Source organism: Paraclostridium bifermentans, from assembly GCF_964259345.1.
GTDB lineage: Bacteria > Bacillota > Clostridia > Peptostreptococcales > Peptostreptococcaceae > Paraclostridium > Paraclostridium bifermentans_B.
In genome coordinates this window covers 282923-300091 of record NZ_CAXVJR010000002.1, presented here as the reverse complement: position 1 = coordinate 300091, position 17169 = coordinate 282923, and the positions used below count along the sequence as shown (strand labels likewise).

Below are 17169 nucleotides of genomic sequence, written 5' to 3'. Positions count from 1 at the left end.
TATTATTTAAATATTTCAACTGATCTATCTAGTATTTTAGTAAAATACGCTATAACCATTCCATAGTTAGTTATAGGTACATTATTTTCCTTACAAATAGCAATTTTATTAAGTACACTTTTTCTATTAACCATACATGCCCCGCAGTGAATTATAAGATCGTAATCAGATACATTTTCCTTAAAGTCATAACCAACTTTATAATCTATATCTAATTCTCCACCAGCTATCTTTCTTAACATATTAGGTATTTTTACTCTACCGATATCTTCATGAGATATGTTATGAGTGCAACTTTCACATATAAGCACTTTATCCATAGGCTTTAGTTTATCTAACTTCTTGGTTCCTTCAATAAAATCATTAAGTTCTCCTTTTTGCCTTGCGAATAATATTGAAAAACTAGTAAGTTTCATATCCTTTGGAATCATTTCATCAACTTCCTTAAATGCTTGTGAATCTGTTATAACTAAATCTACATGTTTTAATTCACTTAATGCTTCTTGAAGTTCAGTATCTCTTACAACATAAGTTTTTATACCATGGTCTAAGCAATCTCTTATAACTTGAACTTGAGGTAGGATAATTCTACCTTTAGGAGCTTCTGAGTCTATAGGTACTACTAATATAACCTTAGCCCCATAAGGTAATAAATCTCCTACTATAGGTTTTTCCTCTTCTTCTTGTTCTAAGCTTTTTATAAGTTCATTTTTTAATTCATCTATACCCTTATTATTTTTTGCTGATAAGAATATTGCTTTATCAAATATACTTTTTATGTTATTTATATCCTCTTCACTTAATAAATCCACTTTATTTACAGCTACTATATGATTAACGTTATATTTGTTAACTTCTCTTTTCCATGATTTATAAGTATTTATATCAATGTTTTTACCATCAACTACATATATGGCAAAATCTAATCTTTTTAAGTATTCGTAACTTTTTTTAACTCTTACTTCTCCTAGTTCACTTTTATCCTCAAGGCCTGCTGTGTCTATTAAAAGAACTGGTCCAAAAGGTATAAGCTCCATAGCTTTTTGAACTGGATCGGTTGTTGTACCCTCTATACTCGATACTAGAGATATATCTTGACCTAAAATTTTATTCATTAGGGATGATTTTCCACTATTAGTATTTCCATATATTCCTATATGTTTTCTATTAGCATTTGGAGTAGTATTCATATTTGCCTCCTATAAATAAAAGTCTCTTTCTCCATTTTTCATTTTTTCCATACTTTCTTTAGTGCGTGACTTTATATCTTCTCTTTGAATATTTTCAACTTCTACATTTATTATTTCTTGAGCTTTATCGTATAGCTCTTTATCTCCATAATCTAATGTGAATTCAAGTAATGTCATAAGAGCATTTGGCTCACAAACATATTTAATATTTCCAGATTTAGCAAGTTGCATAAATCTATCTCCAGTTCTTCCTTTTCTATAACAAGCAGTACAATAACTTGGTATATATCCATCACTCAATAACTCTTTTAATATTTCTATTGGACTTCTTTCATCACTAGTTTTAAATTGTTTTTGTTCTTTACCCTCTTCTCTATCTTTGTACCCTCCAACACCAGTTGATGAACCTGCAGATATTTGACTTACTCCATATCTAAGTAATTCTTTTCTCATTGAAGGAGTTTCTCTTGTTGACAATATAAGTCCAGTAAATGGTACTGCAATTCTAAGTATTGCTACTATTTTTTTAAACATTTTATCATCTAATAAATGTGGATAATTTTCTAATGTAACCCCTGTTGCTGGTTGAAGTCTTGGTACCGATATAGTATGGAAACCTACTCCAAACTTTTCTTCTAAGTGAGCATTATGCATCATTAATCCTAATACTTCAAATCTAGGATCAGCTAATCCAAATAAAACGCCTGCTCCAACATCATCAATCCCTGCTTCCATAGCTCTATCAAAAGCAGTTAGGTGATAATTATAGTCTCCTTTTAATGATTTAGGGTGCATTTTTTCATATGTTGGTTTATGATATGTTTCTTGGAATAATATATAAGTTCCTATACCTTTTTCATGTAAAGCTTTATAATTTTCAACAGTTGTAGCAGCTATATTTACATTAACCCTTCTTATTTCTCCATTTGCATTTTGAGTTTTATATATAGTATCTAAACATTCTAGTACATAATCTATAGGTGCATTAACTGGATCTTCTCCAAGTTCTAAAGCTAATCTCTTATGTCCCATTTGTTCTAATATCTTAACTTCTTCTGCAACTTCATCCATTGTCAATCTTTTTCTGCAGAAGTTATTATCTCTTTTATATCCGCAGTATACACAATTGTTTACACAATAATCACTTACATAAAGTGGTGCAAATACAACTATTCTTTTTCCATATATATCTTTTTTTATTTCTCCTGCTAAAGAGTATATTTCTTTTAAATCAGCTTCCTCTTCAGCTTGTAAAAGTATCGCTATGTCCTTATATGATAATCCTTCTCTTTTTTTTGCTCTATCTAAAACTTCTTTTATTTCTTTATTTGTTGGATTTTTAGTTTCTTCTAAAATTTTGTATATTTCTTCATGATTTATAAACATAACTTAATCTCCTTTATTATTTCCTAAAGTCAGGATTATCCCCTCTACTTACTTCTACCTCAAATCCCGCTTCATTAATTTTTTGTTCTATCATAGTTCTATATTCTGCATCTTCATCTAATATGTATGCTTTATTATCATACAAAGAGTATTTTTTCCTAACAGACATAGGAGATAAATTAGGCATTATAACATTTCCTCCAGCTTTTAATCCTTCTTCCCTTCCTTTAGGGTCTATACTTGAAAGTGCTGTTGTAGCTGGTAGTAATACTTTAGGAAGTAGTAACCTAACTATAGCTAAACATATTACAGTTTTTTCTAAACTCCCATGTTCAAAATCTTTAAGTGGTGTGTCTTTATGAGGTATAAAAGGTCCTATTCCACACATTGCTGGTTCAAATTCTTTCACAAATCTTAAATCATTTACTAAGTCTTTATTAGTTTGATTTGGTATTCCTACCATAAATCCAGCACCTGATTGATAGCCTATTTCTTTTAAATTTTTTAAACAATTTCTTCTAACTTCAAAAGGCTCTCCTGGGTGAATGCTTTCGTATAAATTCTTGCTTGCACTTTCATGTCTTAATAAGTATCTATCAGCTCCTGCTTCATACATTTTCTTATAGGATTCGTAACTTCTCTCTCCTAAAGATAACGTTATTGCATTTTGTGGAAATTCTTTCTTTATAGCTTTTATTATTTCTACCATTTTATCATCCGTAAAATAAGAATCTTCTCCACCTTGAAGTACAAATGTCTTATACCCTAACTTATCACCTTTTCTTACACATTCTAAAATTTCCTCTAAGTTTAATCTGTATCTATCGGCATTTTTATTATGTCTTCTAAGTCCACAGTACAAACAATCTTTTTTACAAAAACTAGTAAGTTCTATAAGTCCTCTCATATAAACTTTATTTCCATAGTTTCTAATTCTAGTTTCATGAGCTTTCTTCATCAATAACGCTTTTGAGTTATCATCTATATTATCTAATAAATATAACAATTCTTCTTCAGTTGCATCATTTGTATTATATAATTTTTCTATAATTTCTCTGACATCCATATATTCACCTCGATTTTTATATTTATAAATTTGATATTTAAATATATACCCTAACTTCATAAGTTTTATTAAAATATATATTTAAATATCAGATTTATATATTAATATGTCTAAATTAATAATATTAGATAAAATTTTCTCTAATCCTTCATTTATATTTTTTTAACAATTTATTTTCAATTTTAAAACTCCTTAAAATTACAGTCACATATGATCAATATATGACTGCAATTTCAATGAGCTAATAATATCTATCCTATTTTGTTATCCTATATCACTTACATTGCTATCTTTATCTAAGCCTAGCATATTGTGTTTAGATTCAAAACTAGTATGTAAAAGTTCATGTGATAAATGAGATAGTGGTTCTTTGAAAAATTCTTTATATACATTTATTACATCTGGGTTTTCATAACTACATTTAACCTTTATATGTTTATCTTTATCGTATAATCCTTCTATACGTTTTAATCTCATCTCATTTGTTATTCTAGCCTTCATCTTTGGTTGTCCTGCTCCACCTATACAGCCACCTTTACAAGTCATAACTTCTACAAAGTCATACTCAACTTCACCTGCTTTTAATTTTTCTATTAAAGTTCTAGCATGTGCAGTGCCTTGGACAGCAGCTAGTCTTAAAGTTCTATCTCCTATTGTTACAGTAGCTTCTTTAACATCTTCTAGTCCTCTAACTGGTTTAAATTGTAAGAAGTCTTTATGTGGATTTTCATGAGTAAGTATATTGTATACAGTCCTAACCGCAGCTTCCATAACTCCACCACTATTACCAAATATTACACCAGCTCCACTACCAAGCCCTAACATATTATCAAACTTTGAACCTTCTAAAGCTTCAAAATCTATATTTTCTTCTCTTAACCATTTAGCAAGTTCCTTAGTTGTTAATATTATGTCATTATCCATCATACCTTCAACATTGTTAAACTTAGCTGAATCACTCATTTCAGGTCTTTTTATTTCATATTTTTTAGATGTGCATGGAGTTATAGTTACATTTACTATTTTAGTTGGATCTATATTTGCTTTTTGGGCAAAATAAGTTTTTATAACAGCACCTTGTATACCTATTGGACTTTTTGTTGTAGATAAGTTTGGTATTATTTCTGGATAGAAAGTTTCTGCAAACTTAACCCAAGATGGACAACAACTTGTAAATTGAGGAAGTTTTCCATTTCCATTTAACATACGGCTTACTAGTTCACTTCCTTCTTCCATTATGGTCATATCAGCCCCAAAAGTTACATCAAATACATAGTCTCCACCAAGTTCTCTTAAAGATTTAACCATTTTATCTTCAACATAAGAACCTTCTTCCATGTTAAATTCTTCACCAAGTGCCACGCGAACAGCTGGTGCAGTATTAAATATAACTATTTTATCAGGATTATTTATAGCTTCTTTAACTCTGTCTATATCTTCTACTTGAGTTATAGCTTTTTTAGGACAAGCTTGTACACATTGACCACAGTTTATGCATATTGCTACATCTCCAGTCTTCTCTAAATCAAAGTAATTAGCAACTCCTATTTCATTTTCACAAACTCTTTTGCATAAACCACATTTTATACATTTATCATAGTCTATTTGTATAGATGGGTTGTCTAGTTCTATTGGAACTACCTTTTCTGTAAATAAGTGTTTCATTGTCAATTGCTCCTTTATTGTGATTAAATTATAAAGTTAAAATTTAAAGCTCACTTTAATCGTAATTTAGACAATTAAATGCTTAATATGTTTATACCCAATAAAATAATTTTATACCAAATTTTAAAATTTAATTTTATAAAAATTTTATTTAACTTGAACTTCTATATCTATAAACCAATTGATATATCAACTATTACATGCATTAAATAAAAAATTTTCACATGTACTCCTAATATATTAATATACTTAAATTTATAATTTTTCTATATTTTTATGATAATCATATTTTCCTTAATAATAAAAATACCGTCTATTTCTAAAAATGTTAGAATAGACGGTACTCTATGTTTAAATAAGTAATTATTTATTTTCTTCTATTAATTTTTCTATATTAGATTTACATCTACCACCATGACAAAATCCAGTTGTAGCACCTGTTGCTTCTTTTACATCTTCTACTGTATTTGCTCCATTTTTTATAGCATTAACTATAGTTTCTTTCGTTATTCCTTTACATAAACATACTTTTTCTGACATGATAATCCTCCTAAAATTTTTCATTGTATTTGTCCTATTTATATTATACCCACTTATTTCATCCTTAAATATTTTTTATAATAAGTTTCATTTAAATAATGAACATATACACTTAAATTTTCATAATCTACTATTGTAACAAATTTTATAATAAGGGGAGATTTATAAATGGATTGTTTTAAAACTAAGGATGGTTATTCTATAGTTAGAGTTTTTCATGCATCTCCTGATGCACCCGCAGTAGATGTTTACGTTGATGATCAATTAGTGGCTGAAGATTTAACTTTTACAAGTATGACACCTTATTCTTATCTTGAAGAAGGTATGCATAACATAAAAGTTTATCCTGCTGGAAATGATACCGATGTTGTTTTAAGTAAAACGGTTGATGTTCCTGATGATAGAATTTTTACTATAGCTGCTGTTGGAAATTTAGATGCTATTGAGCTTTTAATAATAGAAGATGACATCGATGAGGTTCCATCTACAAAAGAAGCTACAGTTCGTGTAATTCACTTATCTCCTAATGCTCCTAGTGTTGATATACTAGCTAATTCAAATGTATTGTTTGAAGATATAGAGTTTAAAGAATCTAGTGACTATGTAAAAGTTCCAGCTGGTATGTATGATGTTGATATTACGTTAAATGATGGTGGAGATATTGTTTTATCAGGCAAATTAAACCTTAAGGCTAATAGGATATATACAGTTTATGCTATAGGGAATCCACCAGCATTAGGAATCGTTCAGTCTGTAGATGTAAATTCTTATATTTGTAGATAATAAAAAAGGGATAATATCCCTTTTTTATTTTTTTATTATTAAATTAATCAATTCTAATATTTTACTTCCTAAATATACATCTTTAGAGGATGCTATCGCTATATATTTTTTAAGTTTCTCCCACTTTAATTCCCTAGATATTTTTTCTTTATATATTATGTATATAGATTCTAAAATATTTATTGCTTCTTCTTTTTCGCTATATTCTAATTCCTTATTTATAGATATATCACTTTTCATATTTTCTATTATAGATTTTATATCAATATTTATATAAATATATTCATTTACTATTTCATCTCTTTTTTGTATCAACTTATCTTTTAAAATTTGTAAATCTTTTTTAGTATAATTCCACACTCTATTACTTTCTTTGCATGAAGCCTCTATATTATCCTTATATTTATCATTTAGCTCCTCTAAGGTTATTACTATCTCTAAGTAATCATTTATACTTAAAACCTCATTGCACCTTTTTATATCGGAATTTAGCATTATTAATAAATCATTCAAAGCTTTATCCTTCTTTCTTTAATTTATATTTTTTATATTATATCATTAAGATAGTATATATGTTTAATTTATATTAATATAATATTACATAATTATTTTAAAAGGGGGATTATATGAATAAATGTAAATTAGCTGTTATTCAAATGAATATTGTAGATGATAAAATTAAAAATTTAGAAACTTTAAGTAATTTTTTAAATAAAGTTGTAGAAGATAAAGTTGATATAGCCATTTTACCTGAGATGTTTTGCTGTCCTTATATAACTCATAAGTTTCCTTTGTACGCAGAGCACGAGGGTGATGCTACATTCACATATTTATCTAAACTTGCAAAGCTTCATAATATATACTTAGTAGCAGGCTCAATTCCGGAACTTGATGAAAACAATAAAGTATATAATACTTCTTATGTATTTGATAGATCCGGTAATATGATAGGCAAACATAGAAAAATTCATTTATTTGATATGAAAATAGGTGATAAAGTTATCCAAGAATCTAAGACAATTAGCGCTGGAGATAAAGTAACTACATTTGAAACTGAGTTTGGAAAGTTTGGATTATGTATATGTTATGATTTAAGATTCCCAGAAATTTTTAATATGATGGTAAATGAAGGTGCTAAAGCTATAATAGTTCCAGCTGCCTTTAATATGAAAACTGGGCCTGCTCATTGGGAATTATTATTTAAGTCTAGAGCCGTTGATAATCAAGTTTATACAATAGGTTGTGCACCTTCTAGAAATCTTGATGATAAATATGTATCTTACGGGAATTCTATAGTAGTTTCTCCTTGGGGTGATATTTTGAATAGATTAGATGGTAATGAAGGGTATTTTATTTGCGATATAGATTTTAATTATGTAGATAAAATAAGAGAAGAATTTCCTTTTATTAAACATAAAAAAGATAAGTTATATAAATAGATTTAAATAATGTTGTCTCAAAATATAAGTTAATTATAATATTTATAATAACTATTTATTTTGAGACAATCTTAATCAAATCTCTTAACTTTCTTTGTATTCAGCTCCAGCTCCTACTTTAGTAACCTGCACTGCTACCATTTCACTATCTCCATTTGTTATTTCATGCCACTCTCCAGCTTTAACAAATACACTACATCCTACACTTACATCAATAGTATTTTCTCCTACTCTCATTTTTCCATTTCCTTTTAAAAAGAAAAATATTTGTTCTCCATTTGGATGTCTATGCTCTTTTAATATTTGACCTGATTTAAAATAATAAACTTCTGAAGTCATATCTTGCCCTTCAAAAACTGGTATTTTAGGTACAACACTATCATTATATTTAACTAACTCTGAATCCAATAAGTTCTTCATATTTTCCATATAAATTTACTCCTTTATATATTATATAATCTTATATATATTTCCTTTTTTAGTGATATAATATTCAATAGATACTATTTATTAAATTATTATAGACATCTATTTATAATATAGATAAAATATTTAAGTGTTGTAATATATTTTATTGAATCTTTTTGGAGGAATTATGGAAAAATCACATACTATGCCCATATATCAAAAAATCGCTCTTGATATAGCAAATAATATATATAACGGTAGTATAGCTGAAGGAACTACACTTCGTGGTAGATCAGCACTTGCTGCTAAGTATAATGTATCACCTGAAACGATTAGACGTTCTGTTAAGTTACTTGAAGACATACAAGTTGTTCAAAGTGTAAAAGGAAGAGGAATAATAGTTTTATCTTCCGATAATGCTGAATCTTTTTTAAAAAAATATCAAAATATAACTAATATATCATCTTATAGGTCTGATTTATCATCTCTACTTAACAGTAGAGCTAAACTTGAGTCTCAAATACTAGAAACTATGAATAAAATAGTAGATTACTCTAGTAGATTATCTACTATTAACCCTCTAGTTCCTTTTGAGTTTAAAATAACATCTGATTGTAAGTTTATTGGTATGACAGCTGGTCAAACTAACTTTTGGCAAAATACTGGTGGTACTATAGTAGCAGTAAAGCGTAACGGAGAACTTATCCTTTCTCCAGGCCCTTATATTGAATTTATGGAAAATGATGTTTTAATGGTTATTGGTGATGCTAATATCCACACTTCTGTTCCAATGTTTTTATATAAAACAGAAGAATAACTTTAATTTTTTAGGAGTCGCTTAGGTATATATATTTATTTATATATACCCTCCGCTTAACTCCGTTATTAATATTTAGGCATAGTTAATAATTAAGGGGGCAATTTATTATGTATGAATATATATATGTTAAGTCTAAAGCAAGTTCTGTATTTAGAGTTTCAGATCATAGAGAGATTATAAACAAGTATAGTAAAGAAGGTTGGCGTTTTGTGAGTGCTATACCTAGTGATTTCGAATTAAACGGAAAAATAATTGAATTTGACTTGGTATTTGAAAAAGAAATTTATTAATAATGTTTGTTTTAATATAAAAGGGACTATCTAAAAATAGATAGCCCCTTTATTTTGTTGAATGATGTTTTAATATAAGTATTTGTTTTTATATTATTAATATACTTCTTTTTGTCTTGGTAGTATAGGTTTTTTGTATTTATTTTCAACTCTATACTCTTTTTCTGCTACTTTTGTTGTTACCTTAACTTTAACTCTTTCTTGTTCTGGTTCAAACTCTTGTCTTAATGCTTTCATTATAGATACTATACTTACTAACATTATGACTGCAAATGGAAACGCTGATACTATTGATACAGTTTGTAGTGTATCTAATCCACCTGATATTAGTAGCACTATAGCTAGTAAAGCTTGTATTATTCCCCATGTAATTTTTTTCTTGTTACTTGGATTTAAGTCTCCATTAGATGTAAACATTCCAAGTACATATGTTGCTGAGTCAGCTGATGATACGAAGAATGTGCAAAGTAGTATCATAGCTACTATAGATAATACATTACCAAATTGATAATTTCCAAATACCTTGAATAAAGCTGTTTCTGTTACCATAGTTGCATCTTTTGCAAAATCTAATCCTAAGTTCGTACCTAATGTTCCAAACACTGCAAACCATACTATACAAGCTAATGCTGGCGCTACAGTAACCCCTATTATAAATTCTCTTATTGTTCTACCTTTTGATATTCTAGCTATAAATATACCAACAAATGGTATCCAAGCTATCCACATTGCCCAGTAAAATACTCTCCACTCTGCTATCCAACTTCCTGTTGGGTCCATATATAAACTTTGAGATATAAATTGTTCTAAGTAAACTCCCATTCCATTTGATAAGTTAGTTATCATATCCATTGTAGGCCCTATTATTATAGCTCCTAATAATAATGAAATTGCCAATGTTAAATTTATATTAGATAGTAGTTTTATTCCTTTATCTAAACCACTAGTTGAGCTTTTGATGTATAGTATTGTTGCTATAGCTATTATTCCCATTTGTACATATATAGTATTTTTTATACCAAACATATACTCAAGTCCACCTGCTATTTGCATTGTTCCCATACCTAGAGATGTTGCTATTCCTGTTATAGTTGTAAATACTGCTAATATATCTATCGTTTTACCTATAGGTCCTCTTACTCCCTCTTCACCTAATATAGGTAAAAATATACTACTTATAAGTCCTGGGGCATCTTTTCTAAATTGGAAATATGCTAATGATAATCCCATTATTGCATATGCTGCCCATGGAGTTATTCCCCAGTGCATAAATGATTGTTGCATTGCAAAATTAATTGATTCTTGACTTCCTGGTGCTACACCTATAGGTGATACCATATGTTTCAGTGGCTCTGCCGCTCCAAAGAAAACTAATCCTATACCCATTCCAGCTCCAAATAACATTGAAAACCATGATAAGTTACTAAACTCCGGTCTATCTGTATCTTTACCAAGTCTTATATTTCCATATTTACTAAAAGCTAAGAATGCCGCAAATCCTACTAATGCAAGCATTACTATTAAATATACCCAATTAAAATTGCTTACTATTAAATTAAACCCCTTATTTGATGCTTCTCTAAACATATCTGGTGATATTAATCCAAATAACACCACCATACTGGTCAGTACTAATGATATTTTAAATACGATATTGTTATTATTATTCATATATTACCTCCTAATTTTTAATTCTAATTTTATTTATATGTAAGTAACAACTTAATTGTTACAACAAGTTTTTTCTACCAACAACTTTATTGTATCACAGGGTTGTTTCTTTTGCAAACTTACTTTCCTTATTTTCCCGCCTAAAACCGTGTTTATTTGTTAAGAAAAACATAAAAAAAGCCATCTTATTTACAAGATTTAAATATAGTTTAATCTAAGTCATATCAATGGATATAGCCTTCATCTATATTTCAATCTTATATTTTTAAGATAGCTTTTAAAATATTTTTTTATTTTTTATTATTCAATACTAAGTATTGATGTATATTTAGGATCATTATATAAGTGTTCAAAGTAACTATGTGCAGAAGTATATCCAATCCCATACTTTTGATGTTTTTCATCTACAACCTTATATTCATCAAGTGCACTTTTGACCTTAGCCCTCTCTTTTTCACTCTGAGCTAAATATATATCTTGTTTATCTTCATTTATATATTTTACATATGTAGGCTTAATAAAATACCTAGCATCTTCTACTTTATGTTCACCTTTTAGTCTCTTTAATACTTGCCCATTTTTTCTATGCATTATATGATCATCATATTTATAATGATGTGCTATATGAGTAACACTTTTTAAATTTTTTTCAAAACTTAGAATAGTTTGTTCCATTAAATCATAATGAGTTCCTGGTACTTTAGCTTTATCTGCAAGTATTATTATATTATTGGGTTTAACTCCTAATTTACTTAAGCACGCTTTAAATTCATTATTTCTAAGTTCTTTCTTCTTTTCTCTACTTATACCTTTAAACTTTGGGTTTCTCTTAAATACATTAACTCCAGATCCATCTGAAACTAATACAACATATACATTATCCGCTCCGCATTCATTTATTGCATCAACTATTGCAGTTCCTCCCCATAAAACTTCATCATCTTGATGTTGTGGGTAAAATACAACATTATCCTTAAATCTTTTATATATTATTTCCTCATTTTGAGAATATGCAAATTTGAACCCAAATCCAACTATTAAAATTAAAAATATGCTAATAAATCCCTTAGCTCTTATTTTCTTCATTTTATCACCGCCTAATATTTTGTCGAATAAGGTCGTTTTTCAAGATTTATATATTAGCATATTTTCTATTTAAATTGTAGTAATTAAGTATAATTGTCATATAATTGTTACATTTTAAATTATGCTGGATAATGTTTTTTATCTTCTTCCGTTAAATCAACCATTCTATTTTGTTTTTTTCTGCTTATTCTTCCCCACTGTCTTTTTCTTTTTCTATATCCCATAAACCCAGTTATTCTATACCAAGAGCATAATTGTCTGTATCCAAAACTTTCAAGTATTGCAAATAATATTAACTTTAATAAAGTTTTTATACTTAATATTTGCTTAAATATATAATTTTCAAGAATTATTGATGTAACAGATATTACTACACTATAAACTATATATACAAATAGAAATGTAAATAGAAACTCCATATTAAGTAATCCGCTAAAATATGAGATTAGTATCAACATTAATCCAAAAATATCTATAATACAAGAAAACATTTCATATATTACAAAGTATAAAAATGAAAACAATCCAACTAGTCCGTACTTAGGATTTAAAAATATATATTTATGATTTTTAAGACTAGTAATAAGCCCTATATGCCACCTTCTTCTTTGCCCACTTAAATCTCTTAGTTTTTCTGGTACTTGCGACCAACAAATAGCATTATGCTCATATTGTATTTTATAAGGTATTTTATTTTTTCTATAAAATGAATGTAACTTAACTACAAGATCCATATCTTCACCAACTGTATCAGTATCATATCCTCCTATATTTAATACAGCATTTTTTTGGAAAAGTCCAAATGCTCCAGATATGATTAAATTTCCATTAAAACTATTAAACCAAACCCTTGTAGTTAAAAATACTCTGTAGTACTCTATAGTTTGAAATATTGTAAGTATTTTTTTAGGAGACATAACCTTTACTACTTCACCTTTATCTAAAATAACCTGATTTGCAACTTTTATATTTCCTCCAACTGCAATTGTTGTATCATCTTCCATGAAAGGAATAACGATATTACTTATTGAATCTTTTTGAAGAATAGAATCTGCATCCAACGATGTAAAAAGCGGATATTTTGATATATTTATCCCCATATTTAATGCATCTGCTTTTCCTCCATTTTCCTTTTTCACTAAAGTTATACTTATATTATTTTTAGTTAAACCTTCGTATATGTATTCTTCATTTTTACACTTTACTATACGTCTTATAGGTCTTGGCACTTTTTTCAATTTAAAGTAATCTATTACCACTTCAGATGTGTTATCATCTGATCCATCATCTATAACTATCACTTCATACTCTGGGTAGTCTAAATACATTAATGACTTTATACAATCAATAACTGTAGCTTCTTCATTATAAGCTGGCACTAATATAGATACAGGCACATAATTTTCTTTACTTTTTAAAGATAATTCATTTAAGTATTCTTTTTTTCGCTTTTCTTCATCTAATTTTAAAACTGACACTATAGTAGATATAAAAAATATTAACGCATATATAAATATATAATATAAAAAAAACATATTTAAATAATCAACTACTAATCTTAACATTAATATGCAACCTCTATCTTTCCTGATTTTTCTAAATAATCTTCATATGATATTTTATCATTTTTAAACATAGCGTAAAAAAGTATATCTTTTGAGTACCTATCATCTTTAGCTAATACAGCTTCAATTAAATCACAATCTTCAAAACTTAGTATACTCTTAGCTGAATTATATCTTACATACCAGTTAGTATCACTTATACTATTTAACAGTTCCATTTTACTTTCATTGCAGTTATAATTTCCAAGTGCTGTTGAGCATACCGCTCTATATTCCCAATCTTTGCTATTTAAAAATTCTATTATCTTTTTCTTTGCCTTTTCATATTTTATTTTTGAAAAATATTTTATTATACTTATACTAGCTTCTTTATTAATATTTTCATTTAGATATTTTAATAATTCATCTTTTACAAACTCAGTTTTATTGTTTTTAAAATGCTCAATAACAACTTTTTGAGTATTTTCCCCAAAATCTCTTAAGTTATCAATCAAGAACTTATCTAGTAAAAACTTATTTCCTCCAAATTGATTTATTATGTCTGTAAAAATCTTGTTGTTTATATACTTATCATCTTTAGATATAGATTCAATAGCCATTTCAAAAGTTTTTATATTTCCTATTTTAGATATAGCTTCTAATGCTGCTACTTTTAAATATATGGACTTTGTATCTATACAATTTAATAAAAACTCACTTATTTCATAACTACTTAATCTATACTCTCCAAGTAATGTAGACATATATGTTTTTAATATATTATCTTTCCTCTTATATTTTCTTACATACATTATGACTATATCTTCAAAATTTTTCATATATAACGTAGTGTATTTTTGATTACTATGGTTCTTATTAAAGGTTTTTAATGTATCATTAAAAACCTTTATATAAACCGTTTTTTCTAATTTTTCTCGTATATATTCTATATCTATCTTAGATATCTCTTTATTATCTTTTATATATTCTAATTGTTTTAAAATATCTTTTTCAAATGAAGGTCTTATTTTCTCTAACTTTTTATTTGTTCTAGATTTAATCATATCTTTGACTATCATAAATATAATCGAACAAGATATTATGTACATAAAAAAACTTAATATTATATATATATTAGCTATATTTTGCATAATATTTCCCTCTTTATTTTTTACTTAACTCATCCTTAATTATATAATAAGATTGTTTTAACCTTTCCTTGTATTTTGGAAACATCCATTCATCTAAATTATAATTTTTGCTATCTAACCTATTTAAAGTTTTTTCACCTTCCTTTAAAGTTAATCCAACTTTTATATCATTAATCATTATTGGTTTAGTTTTAAATTCTTGGTAAAAGTCAGATTCTATTTGCTTTGTTGATGGATCCATAAAATTTAACAATCCCCATGGTATACGGACTTCTACATAATCCTTACCTATATAGTAATCTGCTACTGAATTGAAGTATTTACTATTTGGATTTGTATTCCCTTTTATTAATTTTCCAGTTTCATATGTTAATTTATCTTGCGTTTCCCCTAAAGCTTCAACATACATTTTAGGTCTAGTTTCTATGTATATAGGTGAAAAATAATCCATATCTGGTTTATGTTTTATTAAATCTGGTCTTTGTTCATATAAACTTTTATTTTCGTAAAAATTGAATCTATTATAGTATTCATGAACTGATACCATAGATTTATCATTATCATTTAATCTTATTATAAAATCTACAGGGTTATTAAATTCCAAATTGTATTGAGTACTTTTCATAGTTCCTGATTTAGGAGTTATATCTAAGTCAATATATATGTCATCCTTTTTTAAGTCTAAAGTATTTTGAGATTTTATCATAAAATATAAATACTTTTCATCACTTTTTACTGATAAGCTAAGATTATCATTTTTATTTACTATATCTTCTTCATTCCAGTCGTTTAAACTTTCATCTGGATATGGAGTAATTTTATACTTACCTGGTTCAAATGTCATGAGTCCAAAACTTTGACTATACGTTTGCGCATCGCTCCAGTAAGCTGATCTATCTAATATTTTACTTTTTTTTGTATTCCAAGCTGATGAATACCAACTATCTTGAAATTCAAATATAAAACATCCTGCTATCCCTGATGATTTTACAGCTTTATAAATATCAACTAAAGATTGACCCTGTTCTTTTTCAGTTATATATCCTTTATTTATATCTTTGTTAAAATCTCCTCCTGATCTACTTGATGGTATTCCTATTTCCCCTATTATCACCGGAACTTTATGATAACTCCTTATTTTTCCAAAATACTTTTCCATATTACCTTGGTACTCTTTTAATTCTGTATAAGATGGATAAATGTTATAACTAGCTACAATTCCAGTTTTTAACTTTCTTTTAGCTTTTATATCCTCTACATCTAAATAATCTTTTATATCCATATCATTAGATTCTTTATTATCATCCTTTAATACATTTTTATTAATTGGATTACTTGTACTACTAGCTATATGATATGATGATGATCCTATAAAAGCTATTATGCTTTGTTTTTTGTATTTATCAAATTCATAAGTTGCTAAATAATCACCCATCTTAGCCATATACGATTCAAAAGAAGATGCTTTATCTGATGTATATAAGTAATTTCCATCATAATTATGCTTTTCATTCATAATTTCACTGTATATTAAATCATGCTTAGCAAATTCTATTCCCATTGTATATCCTATTATATACTTAGACACATCAGTTTTATATTCTTTTAATATATCAGGCTTATTAAAATTGTAATGATTTCCATGTACTGAGTCTATAACAAGTTTTATATTTTCTTTAAATGCATTAGATGGCTTACTACTTTGTGGGTCTTGACCATTTTTTAGTAATGTTTCATCGAAATATATTCCTTGCATCAAATATATAGGTTCTTTTTTATTTTTATTAAATTTATATAGTGCATTGTAAAAATTTTCACTCATTAAATTTGATACTTTTATACAGTTAGCTCCCATGTCATAAATATAATTTATCCATCTTAGATAATCTTCTTCAGTTACTTTATTTTCACTTGGAAACACTCCTGGTTTAGTAGGATTTATATTAACTCCAACTATATTAAGCTTTTCCCATGCATTGTTTTTGACTATGTAAATGTCTTTATCTTTTGTTTTAGTAAAGTAGGTTTTATCTTTAGGGGCTGATTTATTTGTAATAATATTTCCTATCACATTTACACCGATTATAAATATAACTATACAAATAGCTAAAAACTTTTTCATTATATTTT

General features: G+C 27.3%; 16 protein-coding genes. 4 read left to right on the top strand and 12 right to left on the bottom strand.

Features of this window, described 5'->3' with window-relative positions; translation table 11 throughout:
- Positions 1–2: 2 nt before the first annotated feature.
- The 5 genes from hydF to ACEXNK_RS05475 all read right to left on the bottom strand — a co-directional run bounded on the left by hydF (position 3) and on the right by ACEXNK_RS05475 (position 5847).
- Positions 3–1190 (bottom strand): [FeFe] hydrogenase H-cluster maturation GTPase HydF, encoded by a 1188-nt coding sequence (gene hydF, locus ACEXNK_RS05495; protein WP_373599106.1) that lies wholly within the window; start codon positions 1188–1190, stop codon positions 3–5.
- A gap of 9 nt (positions 1191–1199) precedes the next feature.
- Positions 1200–2576 (bottom strand): [FeFe] hydrogenase H-cluster radical SAM maturase HydG, encoded by a 1377-nt coding sequence (gene hydG / locus ACEXNK_RS05490; protein WP_373599107.1) that lies wholly within the window; start codon positions 2574–2576, stop codon positions 1200–1202.
- A gap of 16 nt (positions 2577–2592) precedes the next feature.
- On the bottom strand, positions 2593–3642 hold the full coding sequence (gene hydE / locus ACEXNK_RS05485) for a [FeFe] hydrogenase H-cluster radical SAM maturase HydE (RefSeq protein WP_373599108.1): 1050 nt from the start codon (positions 3640–3642) through the stop codon (positions 2593–2595).
- Positions 3643–3906: 264 nt separating this feature from the next.
- Positions 3907–5307, bottom strand: coding sequence for a [FeFe] hydrogenase, group A (locus ACEXNK_RS05480; RefSeq protein WP_373599109.1), 1401 nt, complete (start codon positions 5305–5307; stop codon positions 3907–3909).
- 363 nt (positions 5308–5670) lie between these two features.
- Entirely contained in the window at positions 5671–5847 is a 177-nt protein-coding gene (locus tag ACEXNK_RS05475) for a (2Fe-2S)-binding protein (protein WP_373599110.1), read from the bottom strand.
- A 168-nt stretch (positions 5848–6015) separates the two neighbouring features.
- On the opposite strand from ACEXNK_RS05475, the gene ACEXNK_RS05470 reads away from it, so the two are divergent.
- The gene (locus tag ACEXNK_RS05470) at positions 6016–6630 is read left to right on the top strand and encodes a DUF4397 domain-containing protein (protein ID WP_373599111.1); all 615 of its coding nucleotides are present in this window, start codon (positions 6016–6018) and stop codon (positions 6628–6630) included.
- Between the two features lie 24 nt (positions 6631–6654).
- Here the strand turns inward: ACEXNK_RS05470 and ACEXNK_RS05465 are convergent, their stop codons facing one another.
- Positions 6655–7143 (bottom strand): hypothetical protein, encoded by a 489-nt coding sequence (locus tag ACEXNK_RS05465; protein ID WP_373599112.1) that lies wholly within the window; start codon positions 7141–7143, stop codon positions 6655–6657.
- Between the two features lie 113 nt (positions 7144–7256).
- Here ACEXNK_RS05465 and ACEXNK_RS05460 point away from each other — a divergent pair, with 113 nt between their 5' ends.
- A complete protein-coding gene (locus tag ACEXNK_RS05460) occupies positions 7257–8069 on the top strand; it encodes a carbon-nitrogen hydrolase family protein (RefSeq protein ID WP_373599113.1) in 813 nt (270 codons plus the stop codon).
- Positions 8070–8153: 84 nt separating this feature from the next.
- Here the strand turns inward: ACEXNK_RS05460 and ACEXNK_RS05455 are convergent, their stop codons facing one another.
- A complete protein-coding gene (locus tag ACEXNK_RS05455; RefSeq protein WP_373599114.1) occupies positions 8154–8498 on the bottom strand; it encodes a cupin domain-containing protein in 345 nt (114 codons plus the stop codon).
- Between the two features lie 166 nt (positions 8499–8664).
- Between ACEXNK_RS05455 and ACEXNK_RS05450 the strand changes: the two genes are divergently transcribed.
- Both ACEXNK_RS05450 and ACEXNK_RS05445 read left to right on the top strand, forming a co-directional pair.
- Complete coding sequence (locus ACEXNK_RS05450) at positions 8665–9294, top strand: TrkA C-terminal domain-containing protein (protein ID WP_373599115.1); 630 nt, start codon at positions 8665–8667, stop codon at positions 9292–9294.
- Positions 9295–9404: 110 nt separating this feature from the next.
- Positions 9405–9587: a DUF4177 domain-containing protein gene (locus ACEXNK_RS05445; RefSeq protein ID WP_373599116.1), complete on the top strand. Its 183-nt coding sequence runs from the start codon at positions 9405–9407 to the stop codon at positions 9585–9587.
- Between the two features lie 96 nt (positions 9588–9683).
- Here ACEXNK_RS05445 and ACEXNK_RS05440 read toward each other — a convergent pair whose 3' ends face one another.
- The 5 genes from ACEXNK_RS05440 to ACEXNK_RS05420 form a co-directional block, all read right to left on the bottom strand.
- Positions 9684–11258 carry a BCCT family transporter gene (locus ACEXNK_RS05440; protein ID WP_373599117.1) on the bottom strand — a complete coding sequence of 525 codons (1575 nt, stop codon included), beginning with the start codon at positions 11256–11258 and terminating at the stop codon, positions 9684–9686.
- Between the two features lie 300 nt (positions 11259–11558).
- The gene (locus ACEXNK_RS05435; RefSeq protein ID WP_373599118.1) at positions 11559–12344 is read right to left on the bottom strand and encodes a PIG-L family deacetylase; all 786 of its coding nucleotides are present in this window, start codon (positions 12342–12344) and stop codon (positions 11559–11561) included.
- 119 nt (positions 12345–12463) lie between these two features.
- On the bottom strand, positions 12464–13909 hold the full coding sequence (locus ACEXNK_RS05430; protein WP_373599119.1) for a glycosyltransferase family 2 protein: 1446 nt from the start codon (positions 13907–13909) through the stop codon (positions 12464–12466).
- Entirely contained in the window at positions 13909–15039 is a 1131-nt protein-coding gene (locus ACEXNK_RS05425) for a HEAT repeat domain-containing protein (protein WP_373599120.1), read from the bottom strand. Before ACEXNK_RS05425 ends, ACEXNK_RS05430 begins: the two co-directional genes overlap by 1 nt.
- A 13-nt stretch (positions 15040–15052) precedes the next feature.
- On the bottom strand, positions 15053–17161 hold the full coding sequence (locus tag ACEXNK_RS05420) for a hypothetical protein (protein WP_373599121.1): 2109 nt from the start codon (positions 17159–17161) through the stop codon (positions 15053–15055).
- Positions 17162–17169: the final 8 nt, after the last annotated feature.

What these genes read in the sequence shown, in the direction of transcription:
- hydG (WP_373599107.1), bottom strand. Translation starts at nt 2,576, where the DNA reads ATGTTTATAAATCATGAAGAAATATACAAAATTTTAGAAGAAACTAAA.
- ACEXNK_RS05430 (WP_373599119.1), bottom strand. Translation starts at nt 13,909, where the DNA reads ATGTTAAGATTAGTAGTTGATTATTTAAATATGTTTTTTTTATATTAT.
- ACEXNK_RS05445 (WP_373599116.1), top strand. Translation starts at nt 9,405, where the DNA reads ATGTATGAATATATATATGTTAAGTCTAAAGCAAGTTCTGTATTTAGA.
- hydE (WP_373599108.1), bottom strand. Translation starts at nt 3,642, where the DNA reads ATGGATGTCAGAGAAATTATAGAAAAATTATATAATACAAATGATGCA.
- ACEXNK_RS05470 (WP_373599111.1), top strand. Translation starts at nt 6,016, where the DNA reads ATGGATTGTTTTAAAACTAAGGATGGTTATTCTATAGTTAGAGTTTTT.
- ACEXNK_RS05435 (WP_373599118.1), bottom strand. Translation starts at nt 12,344, where the DNA reads ATGAAGAAAATAAGAGCTAAGGGATTTATTAGCATATTTTTAATTTTA.
- ACEXNK_RS05420 (WP_373599121.1), bottom strand. Translation starts at nt 17,161, where the DNA reads ATGAAAAAGTTTTTAGCTATTTGTATAGTTATATTTATAATCGGTGTA.
- ACEXNK_RS05480 (WP_373599109.1), bottom strand. Translation starts at nt 5,307, where the DNA reads ATGAAACACTTATTTACAGAAAAGGTAGTTCCAATAGAACTAGACAAC.
- ACEXNK_RS05460 (WP_373599113.1), top strand. Translation starts at nt 7,257, where the DNA reads ATGAATAAATGTAAATTAGCTGTTATTCAAATGAATATTGTAGATGAT.
- ACEXNK_RS05475 (WP_373599110.1), bottom strand. Translation starts at nt 5,847, where the DNA reads ATGTCAGAAAAAGTATGTTTATGTAAAGGAATAACGAAAGAAACTATA.
- ACEXNK_RS05455 (WP_373599114.1), bottom strand. Translation starts at nt 8,498, where the DNA reads ATGGAAAATATGAAGAACTTATTGGATTCAGAGTTAGTTAAATATAAT.
- ACEXNK_RS05425 (WP_373599120.1), bottom strand. Translation starts at nt 15,039, where the DNA reads ATGCAAAATATAGCTAATATATATATAATATTAAGTTTTTTTATGTAC.
- ACEXNK_RS05440 (WP_373599117.1), bottom strand. Translation starts at nt 11,258, where the DNA reads ATGAATAATAATAACAATATCGTATTTAAAATATCATTAGTACTGACC.
- hydF (WP_373599106.1), bottom strand. Translation starts at nt 1,190, where the DNA reads ATGAATACTACTCCAAATGCTAATAGAAAACATATAGGAATATATGGA.
- ACEXNK_RS05450 (WP_373599115.1), top strand. Translation starts at nt 8,665, where the DNA reads ATGGAAAAATCACATACTATGCCCATATATCAAAAAATCGCTCTTGAT.